This window comes from Allobosea sp. (assembly GCF_035999205.1).
Taxonomy (GTDB): Bacteria; Pseudomonadota; Alphaproteobacteria; order Rhizobiales; family Beijerinckiaceae; genus Allobosea.
Window position 1 is genome coordinate 22,851 of record NZ_DASYHA010000013.1, and the last position, 9,849, is coordinate 32,699.

The window sequence follows — 9,849 nt, forward strand, 5'->3', positions numbered from 1 at the left end:
GCTCAAGCCTGACTGATTTCGGGTTAGCATCTTTGCCGGCGCGCCGAAACCCGCGGCTTACCCAGCGAAACTCTCGAAAAATCGCTGCTTCAACAGGTTCTTCTGGATCTTGCCCAGAGTGTTGCGCGGCATCTCGGGCACGATCTCGATCCGCTTGGGCACCTTGTACCCAGCGAGCTCCCGCTTGAGCCTGACGATGGCATCCTGCGGGTCGAAGGCCGTTCCCGCGCGCAGTTGCACGACCGCGACGACCGCCTCGCCGAAGTCGCGATGCGGCACGCCGATGACTGCCGTTTCCATCACGCCGTCAAGGGCATTCACGGCGGTCTCGATTTCCTTGGGATAGACGTTGAGACCGCCGGTGATGATCAGATCGGCGCCGCGCCCGAGCACGCTGAGATAGCCGTTCGCGTCGAGGCGGCCGAAATCCCCGGTGATGAACCAATCATCCCGGAAGGCGGCCCGTGTCTTCGCTTCGTCGCGCCAGTAGCCCAGGAATGGATAGGGTTGCAGCAGTTCGATCTTGCCGACCTCGCCCGGTGCAATCTCCTGCCCCTGCTCATCGACGACCCGCAGCCGCGAGCCCGGCAAGGCAAGGCCGGAGGTGTCGGGTCTGCGGGCATCGGCGACCGTGTTCGAGCTCACGATAAGCGCCTCGGTCAGGCCGTAACGGTCGAGCAGCACATGTCCGCTGCGCTCAGCGAACGCTGCAAAGGAATCCGCCCGCATCGGCGCCGATCCGGTGACGAAGAGGCGCATCCCGGCGCAGAGCGTCGCGTCGAAGCGCGGATCGGCCAGGAGGCGGCTGTAATAGGTCGGCACGCCGGAGAACATCGTCGCGCGCGGCAGTTGCCTGAGGACGGCTTCGGTCTCGAATTTAGGCAGCAGGATCATTGCGGCGCCGCCCGCCAATGCGGGGGTTGTCGTGCCAAAGAGCCCATATGCCATCGGGTTGGCGTGAAGCAGCGTGTCGCCCGCCGTGATCTGCCACGCCTGCGCCAAGGCCCGCGCATTCCAGATCACGGCGCCACAGGAGATCAGCGCACCTTTGGGCTTGCCAGTCGTCCCGGAGGTATAGACCATCGCATTGGGCTCGGAGGGCGCCATGACGGCGAGTTCTTCGATCCCGTCGAGCCCCTCGCTCTCGCTGGCCAGCGTACCCGTGCCGTCGCTGGCGAGGGTCAGGATGCGGGGATGGCCGGCGGCACGGACGGCCCCCTCCCGCACCGGGTCGCAGACGACCGTGATCGGCTCCGCATCGGCCAGGATATGGGCAATCTCGCCATCGGTGAGGCCGATATGCACGGGCAGGTAGATCGCGCCCAGGCGACTGGCCGCCAGATAGAGCATGATCGCTTCGGGCGACTTCTCGAGAATGCCGGCGACGATGCGGCCGCGGGAGACGCCCTGCCGGGCCAGCAGAGCCGCGAAGCGCGCGGTGGCGCCCGCAATCGCGCCGAAGGCCACCGTGCGGCCGGTCTCCGTCTCGATGAAGATGCGGGCTGGATTCTGGTTAGGATCGATCAGCGCCGCATAGACATTGGCATCATCAGGCACTTCGACGGGGCTGGTCATCGTCGCGATCTCCCGCTGCGCTTCAACGTCCGGTGAAGACGGGCTTGCGCTTCTCGGCAAAAGCGCGCGCGCCTTCCCGGTAATCCTCGCTCCGGTCAGCCTTGTCCGACAGCGCGGCGACCTCGGCCGCGACCACGGCGCTACGGCCCGAGACAGAGGCGTCGCAGGCGATCTTGGAAGCGAGGATCGACAGCGGGGCGTTCGCGGTCATCGGCTCGACGAAACGCAGTGCTGCGGCGACGGGATCGCCCGTGACCAGTTCGCTCACCAGCCCGCAGGACAGGGCCGCCTGCGCATCGATCAGCTCTCCGGTATAGAGCATGCGCCTGGCGGTGTTGGCTCCTGCCGTCGCGACCAGCAATTGCGTGCTGTCTGCGGGATAGACCAGTCCGAGCTTGGCCGGCGGCACGCCGAAGCGAGCCGTAGCGTCGGCAATGCGGAAATCACAGCGCAGGGCCAGTGTGCAGCCGCCGCCGACGCAGGGACCGCTCACAGCCGCGACCACCGGTACCTGCGAGGCCGACACCGCCGCATAGGCGGCCATGATCGAGTTCCAATAGACCTGCCGAGCAGCCGGATCGTCCCGCAGGGACGCAAAGGCGCCGATGTCGTCGCCGGCGCAGAAGGCCCCGCCACGCCCCGTCAGCACGATTGCGCGCACCGTCTCGTCCTCACGCAGCCGAACGAAGCTGTCGCCGAGATCCTTCCAGGCGAGACCGTTCAGCGCATTGCGCTTTGCCGGGCGGTTGATGGCGACGATGGCGACGGCGCCGCGGCGTTCCAGTTCGATATCAGACATCGCAAATCCATTATTGTATATCAATATTGATTATTTCAATGTGCGCGCGCTGTCAATGATGGGCGGCGATCGAAGCGCTTGACAGGCTGCCCGACGGAATATCAATATTCAATCTACGTTATTGCATTTCGATTTTCAGAAGCGCGTTACGCGAAGGCGCAACGCACTTCGTTCCCACCCGGACAGACCCGATGCAGACCGACGACATGACCATCGCAGCGCTCTGGGAGCGGCGCGCCGCCATTGACCCCGGGCATGTCTATTGCCGCTTCGGTGAGGACAGCTTCACGATCGGCGCATTGAACGAGCGCATCAACCGCCTCGCCAACGGATTGCTCGCTGCCGGCGCGAAGCCCGGCGACCGGGTCGCGGTGATGCTGCCGAGCCACCCCGACCACATCGTCACCATCTTCGCCCTGGCCAAGGCCGGGCTCGTCCGCATCCCGGTCAACGTCCATCTCAAGGGCGCCGCGCTGGATTTCGTCTTCGACCGTTTCGAGCCGCATTGGTTGATTGCCGACCGCGACTATGCCGCCGTGCTGGCTCCGGCCACCGCGCGGCTGCCCGGCCTCTCGGTGCTCTGGCGCGGCGGCGACGAGCCGGCTGGCTTCGCCGGTGTCATCGCGGCGGCGAACCCAGCCGCTCCGGCCGTCAAGGTTGGACCCGACGACGTCATCGCGATCACGCCGAGCTCGGGTACGACCGGCGAGCCCAAGGGCGTACTGAAGACCGACCGCAGCCTGCGCGCAGGGCCGATGGGCACGCTGGCTCTGACCGGTGCCAAGGCCGGCGACGTCTTCCTGCTCTGGGAGCCGCTGCATCACGGCGCCGGCGTATCGGTGCTGATCGCCGCGCTGATGCAGCCGTTGACTCTCGCCCAGGTCGACCGCTTCAGCGCCTCGCAGTTCTGGGACCAGGTCCGGCGCTACGACGTCACCCACATCCATTATCTCGGCGGCGTGCTGCCGCTGCTGCTGAAGCAACCTGCGAGCGCGCGCGACCGCGAGCACAAGGTCCGCATGGCCTGGGGCGGCGGCTGCCCGCTCGATGTCTGGAAGGCTTTCGAGGATCGTTTCGGCATCCCGCTGCACGAGGGTTACGGGCTCTCGGAGATGACGACCTTCGTGACCATCAATCCCGAGGGGCGCGTCGGCTCCTGCGGGCGGGCATTGCCCTTCTACGAGGTGGTGCTGCGCAGCGAGGATGGCGCCGAAGTGCCGGTCGGCGAGGCGGGCGAGATCACCGTGCGCCCGCTCGAAGCCGGGCTTTCCTTCATCGGCTATTTCCGCATGCCGGAGGCGAGCGCGGCCCTGATGAAGGATGGCTGGTTCTCGACCGGCGACCTCGCAAGACGCGACGAAGACGGCTTCCTGTTCTATGCCGGGCGCAAGAAGGACAGCGTCCGCCGACGCGGCGTCAACATTTCGGCCTGGGAGGTCGAGCGCATCCTGCTGACCCATGACGACATCGAGGAATGCGCGCTTGTCGGCGTGCCCAGCGAGATGGGCGATGACGACCTCAAGCTGTTCATCCGGCCGACCGGAGGGCGCGAGCCCGATCCGCTCGACCTGATCAAGTGGTGCGAGAGCCGGATGCCCTATTTCCAGATCCCCCGCTACATCGAGCGCATTGAGGAGTTCCCCAAGACGCCGACGCAGCGGATCAAAAAGAGCGACCTGCCGCGCGGGGTGGAGAACGCGTTCGACCTCGAACGATCGGGCTATCGCATCGGGAAATGAGTGCGCCACGCGGCGCAGCACGGACATGGTCGAGAGGCGGCGGTCTCCAGAGCCCGGCAAGTGCCGAGGCCGCCACGCGAAACGGGAGAGTGAAATGGATCGCAGGACCTATTTGGGCTTGATGCTGGGCGGTCTGGCTGCCGCGTTGCCTATGCATGGCGCTCGGGCGGCCGACCGGACGCTCAGGATGGCGCTGACGACAGGACCGACTTCGCTGGATCCGCATTTCCACGACGCCTTCACCAGCGCGCAGGCCCTGCTGCAGATCTACAGCCCGCTGATCAGCCAGGATCCGACAGGGGCGCTGATCCCCGGGCTGGCGACGAGCTGGAAGGCGCTGGACGACACGACCTGGGAACTCAAGCTGCGCGAGGGCGTCACGTTCCATGACGGCACGCCGTTCGAGCCCGAGGACATCGAGTTCAGCTTCAAGCGCGCCGCTAACATCCCCAACAGCGTCGCCTCCTTCATCTCGAATGTCCGCGACATCGTCGGCGTCGAGATCGTCGACCGGACGACGGTGCGGATCAAGACGCGCGAGCCCGACCCGATCTTCGCCTACAAGCTCTGCCCGGTCTGCATGCTGTCGCGAAAGCTGCACGCCGAGGCGACGACCGCCGCGATGACGGCCGGTCCACTGGCCATCGGCACTGGCCCCTATCGCTACCGCAGCTTCGCGCCGGGCGAGCGCCTCGAACTCGTCGCCAATCCGGAGTTCTGGGGCGGCAAGCCGGGCTGGGATCAGCTCATCATCCGCTATCTCAGCGACCCCGGCGCACGCGTCGCTGCGCTTTCCACGGGCGATGTCGACATCATCGACGGAGTGCCGGTCCAGGACGTCGCCAAGCTCCAGAGCGACCCGAAGATCGAGATCGCCAGCACGGCCGCCTATCTCTCCGTCTATCTCGCGCTCGACACCTCCCGCGAGACCACGCCCTTTGTCTTCGACAACGGCGGCAAGCCGCTTGCGAAGAACCCGCTGACCGACATCCGCGTGCGCCAGGCGATCGCGCTCGCCTTCGACAGGCAGGCGATCGTCGACCGCCTGATGGCGGGCCAGGGCACGCCGGCGAGCCAGCTCGTCAGCACGGCCGCGTCCGACCATGCGCGCGGGCTGAAGCCTCTGCCGGTCGATCTCGCGAAGGCGAAGGATCTGCTCAAGCAGGCCGGATACCCGGAAGGCTTCCAGCTCACCGTCCACGGCCCGAACGGCCAGTTCGCCAACGACACCGCCGTGCTCCAGGCGCTGGCCCAGGGCCTGACCCGGATCGGCATCCGCACCACGGTGGAAACGGCCCCGATGGCGCCGTTCCTGTCGAAGGCATCCGCCCGCGCCTATTCCGCCTTCATGGCCGGCTTCAACTCGCCCTACGCGTTGATCACGCTACGCTCGCTTGTGATGACGGCCGATCCCAAGCGCGGCCTCGGCAGCTCCAACCGCGCTGCCTACTCGAATGCGAAGGTGGACGAGCTTGGCATCGAGGCGCTGCGGACTATGGACGGGGCCAAGCGGCAGACGCTGATCGACCAGGCGCTGAAGATCCTCAACGACGATGCCGGCATGATCCCGATCTTCTACACCCGCGCCAACTGGGCGACCCGCAAGGGCGTCGTCAAATTCAACGCCAATCCGATGTCCCGGACGAGCGCCTTCTACGCCGAGCCAGTGGCATGACCGGGCTGGAGGCGCTTGCGACCCGCGCCTCGGCGCTGGCACTGGGAGATCTTCCCGAGGGCGTGCGAGCCGAAACGAAGCGCATGCTGCTCGATATGCTGGCCTGCGTGGTCGCGGCGCAGGCGACCCGCGCCGGCGACATCTCCGCGCGGGTCGCAGCCGGCATGGGTCATGCGGCAGGCCGGACGTCGCTGATGGGCGACGCCTATCTGCTGGCGCGGCTCGGCGACGCGATGGATTTCGAAGAAGGCTGTGCCGGCGCACATTTCGGCTGCGGCGCTGTCGCCGCCGCTCTGGCGCTGGCCCGCGTGCATGAGACATCGGGAGCGGATCTCCTGCTCTCGATCGCGACCGGCTATGAACTAGCCGCGCGCCTCTCGGCCGCGACCGGCAGCTATTATGTTGCTGATGCCGAGGGCCGGCAGGTCTTCGCACCGGTCTGGGGAATCGCGGCACCGGTGGTGATGGCGGCTGTCGGCGCTGGAGCGCGCCTGCGGGCGCTCGAACCTGCCGTCGGAGCCCAAGCCTATGCCCATGCGCTGTCCAATGCGCCCGTACCGATCGGCGCGAAATGGAATCTGGCGGTCGATCTGCCGGATACGAAATACTGCGACACCGGCTGGTGCGCGCTTGCGGGGCTTGGCGGCGTCCTGGCGGCGGAGGCAGGCTCGACCGCCCTGCCCGATCTGGTCGATGGCGATAACGGCTTTTTCCGCATGTTGTCGGCACCGAACGCTCGCCCTGAGCGCCTGACGGCGGCCTGGGGCGAAAGCTGGGCTATCTCCGGCATCGTCTACAAGGACTGGCCGTGCTGCGGCATGCTGCTGCCGGCAATGGCGAACCTGACCGATCTCCTCGCCGAGCATGCGATCGAGCCGACGGAGATCGAGGCGATCCACCTGACCACCGGAGCCGCAGCGACCTCGGCGCGTTTCGCCAATCAGGAACCCGCTACTTTCGCGAGCAGGCAGTTCAGCTTCCCGCACGCCTTCGCCATGCTTTGTCTCGGCGTTCCCGGCGGTCCGGACTGGCTGTCGGACGAGACAGACCGCCGCGCCGATGTGCAGGCATTGCGCCGCAGGGTCACCGTCGGGGAGCACGATCCTCATGCCGCAAACGGTCGCGTGCTGCCCTTGCGGAGGAGGCCGAGCAGCGTCACCATCAAGACGGCTCGCGGCAGCTTCTCCTGCGAGACGGATCTCGATACGCCGGTCGTCGCCCGCCACGAACGCCGCTGGACCGATGCCGACGCCGAGAGCAAGTTCCGCGCACTTGTCGATGGGCCGGAGGCTGACACGATCATCGACGCGATAAGATCACTCGAAACATTGCCGAGCGTCCTGCCGGTGATCAAAGCGCTTGACCGCGCGCGGCCGATAGCGGCCGCCGCCAGCAACTTGTCGGAGCAACTCCCGTGACAGGCTGGGCTTTCGTGCGCCTGGGCCAGGCGCTCTTCGTCGTCCTGGCGATGACCGTCATCGTCTTCATCGGAATCCACGTGATCGGCGACCCCGTCGAGGTTCTGATCTCGCCGGAGGCGGACCAGGCGGAGCGCGCGCGCGCCATTGCCGCCTTCGGCCTCGACCGACCGCTCTGGCAGCAGTATTTCGCCTTTCTGGGCGGCGCAGTTCATGGCGATCTCGGCCGCAGCTTCGTCTACAACGAGCCGGCATTGAAGGTGATCCTGCAGCGCATGCCGGCAACGCTGGAGCTCGCCGTCGCAGCGATGCTGCTGGCGATCACGATCGGCATTCCGCTGGGCCTTTATGCCGGCGTCAAACCGCAATCGCGGATCTCGAAGGCCATCATGACCGGCTCCATCCTGGGCTTTTCGCTGCCGGGATTTTGGGTCGGCCTCCTGCTCATCATGGTCTTCGCCGTCCAGCTTGGCTGGATGCCCTCAGGCGGGCGCGGCGAGACCCGCGAGCTGTTCGGAGTGCCGTGGTCGTTCCTGACACTGGACGGACTGCATCACATGATGCTGCCGGCGCTCAATCTCGCGCTGTTCAAGATTTCTCTGGTGATGCGCCTGGTCCGCGCCGAAACGCAGGAGATCGTTCCGCAGGACTACATTCGTACCGCCAGAGCGAAGGGACTTGCGGAAAACCGCATCATCTTCGTGCATCTGCTGAAGAACATCCTGATCCCCGTGGTCACGATCGTGGGCCTGGAGTTCGGATCACTCATCGCCTTCTCGGTCGTCACCGAGACGATCTTCGCCTGGCCCGGCATGGGCAAGCTGATCATCGACAGCATCCACGTGCTCGATCGGCCGATGATCGTCGCCTATCTGATGATCGTCGTCCTGATGTTCGTGCTGATCAACCTCATCGTCGATGCGCTCTACACAGCGCTCGACCCCCGCGTCCGGATCGGCAAATGACCGCGATCGATCGCTCTTCCGCCGCTGCGCCCGTAACTCCGTTTCAGCGCTTTTGGCGCGCCTTCAAGTCGTCGCGCTCGGCGATGGTCGGCCTCGTCGTGCTCGCTTGCATCGTCCTGCTCGCTCTGCTGGCACCATGGATCGCACCGCAGAACCCCTATGATCTGATGCAGCTCGACATCATGGACGGGCGGCTGGAGCCGGGCGCCAGGTCGGCGACGGGCATGGTGTACTGGCTCGGCACCGACGATCAGGGCCGCGACATGCTGTCCGGCATCCTCTACGGGCTGCGCATCTCTCTGGGCGTCGGCGTCGCGTCCGCCGTTGCCGCCGCCGGGATCGGAGCGACGCTCGGCCTCGTTGCAGCCTATGTCGGCGGCAAGCTGGAAGCCGCGCTGATGCGGCTGGTCGACCTCCAGCTTTCATTCCCGACGATCCTGATCGCGCTGATGATCCTGGCCTTCCTGGGCAAGGGCATCTTCAATGTGGTTCTCGCGCTGATCATCGTCGAGTGGGCGGCCTATGCGCGGACTGCGCGCGCCAGCGCACTCGTCGAAAGCCGCAAGGAATATGTCGAGGCGGCGACAGCGCTCGGCGCGTCGCCGACCCGCATCCTGTTCCGGCATCTGCTGCCCAATTGCCTGCCGCCGCTCATGGTCATCATGACCGTGCAGGTGGCGCGCGCCATCGCGCTCGAGGCGACCCTGTCGTTCCTCGGCCTGGGCGTGCCGGTCACCGAACCCAGCCTCGGGCTGCTGATCGCCAACGGCTATCAGTACATGCTCTCGGGCAAGTTCTGGATCAGCTTCTACCCGGGCCTGGCACTGCTCGTGACCGTGGTCGCCATCAATCTCGTCGGAGATCACCTGCGCGACATCCTGAACCCGCGCCGGCAGAGCTGATCGCATCATCCCTGGAGAATATCATGAAGGATTCCGTTCTCAGTGAGATCCGCGGGCCGGTCGGCATCCTGACGCTGAACCGACCGCAGGTTCTCAACGCCTGGAACGCGCCGATGCGGGCGCGGCTGGTCGAGGCTCTGGACGAGCTCGAGGCGAACGAGGCCGTCCGGGCCATCATCCTGACCGGCGCCGGTGATCGCGCCTTCGGGGCGGGGCAGGACCTCAACGAGACCAAGACCTTCGATGCCGACCGCGCCGAAGTCTGGATGGGTGAGTGGGAGCACCTCTACGACCGCATCCGCTCGCTCTCCAAGCCGATCATCGCGGCGCTGAACGGCGTCGCCGCCGGCTCGGCCTTTCAGGTCTCGCTGCTTTGCGACCTGCGCATCGGCCATGAGGGCGTCACCATGGGCCAGCCCGAGATCAATTCCGGCATCGCCTCGGTGACCGGCCCCTGGATCATGCGGGAGATGATCGGCATCGCCCGCACCATCGACCTGACGCTGACCGGCCGGATGATGGATGCGCAGGAGAGCTTCCGCATCGGCCTGATCAACCGCATCGTGCCGCAGGAGCAGGTGATGGAGGCCGCGCTCGCGCTGGCCACCGAACTCGCCGGCAAGCCGCCCGTTGCCATGCGCCTCAACAAGGCCCGCTTCCGCGAGGTGACGGAGGCCAGCTTCCGCGAGTGCCTGGCCGCCGGCATCCGCAACCAGCGCGAGGCCTACGCCACCGGCGAGCCCGCCCGGATGATGGAAGAGTTCCTCGCCAAGCGC

General features: G+C 66.3%; 8 protein-coding genes. 6 read left to right on the plus strand and 2 right to left on the minus strand.

All coding sequences use genetic code 11. The features are described from left to right. Positions 1–57: 57 nt before the first annotated feature. A complete protein-coding gene (locus tag VGN82_RS04265; RefSeq protein WP_327525752.1) occupies positions 58–1,575 on the minus strand; it encodes an AMP-binding protein in 1,518 nt (505 codons plus the stop codon). A gap of 22 nt (positions 1,576–1,597) precedes the next feature. Next, positions 1,598–2,374 carry an enoyl-CoA hydratase/isomerase family protein gene (locus VGN82_RS04270; RefSeq protein ID WP_327525753.1) on the minus strand — a complete coding sequence of 259 codons (777 nt, stop codon included), beginning with the start codon at positions 2,372–2,374 and terminating at the stop codon, positions 1,598–1,600. 191 nt (positions 2,375–2,565) lie between these two features. Here VGN82_RS04270 and VGN82_RS04275 point away from each other — a divergent pair, with 191 nt between their 5' ends. From VGN82_RS04275 to VGN82_RS04300, 6 genes are all read left to right on the plus strand, one after another. Continuing rightward, complete coding sequence (locus tag VGN82_RS04275; protein ID WP_327525754.1) at positions 2,566–4,113, plus strand: AMP-binding protein; 1,548 nt, start codon at positions 2,566–2,568, stop codon at positions 4,111–4,113. Positions 4,114–4,300: 187 nt separating this feature from the next. Next, entirely contained in the window at positions 4,301–5,788 is a 1,488-nt protein-coding gene (locus VGN82_RS04280) for an ABC transporter substrate-binding protein (RefSeq protein WP_327525755.1), read from the plus strand. After that, positions 5,785–7,206, plus strand: coding sequence for an MmgE/PrpD family protein (locus VGN82_RS04285; RefSeq protein WP_327525756.1), 1,422 nt, complete (start codon positions 5,785–5,787; stop codon positions 7,204–7,206). Before VGN82_RS04280 ends, VGN82_RS04285 begins: the two co-directional genes overlap by 4 nt. Next, entirely contained in the window at positions 7,203–8,171 is a 969-nt protein-coding gene (locus VGN82_RS04290) for an ABC transporter permease (RefSeq protein WP_327525757.1), read from the plus strand. The genes VGN82_RS04285 and VGN82_RS04290 overlap by 4 nt, the downstream gene beginning before the upstream one ends. Further along, positions 8,168–9,073, plus strand: coding sequence for an ABC transporter permease (locus VGN82_RS04295; RefSeq protein ID WP_414644198.1), 906 nt, complete (start codon positions 8,168–8,170; stop codon positions 9,071–9,073). The genes VGN82_RS04290 and VGN82_RS04295 overlap by 4 nt, the downstream gene beginning before the upstream one ends. 23 nt (positions 9,074–9,096) lie before the next feature. Then, positions 9,097–9,849: enoyl-CoA hydratase/isomerase family protein (locus VGN82_RS04300; RefSeq protein ID WP_327525758.1), on the plus strand; the 753-nt coding region annotated here is incomplete at its 3' end.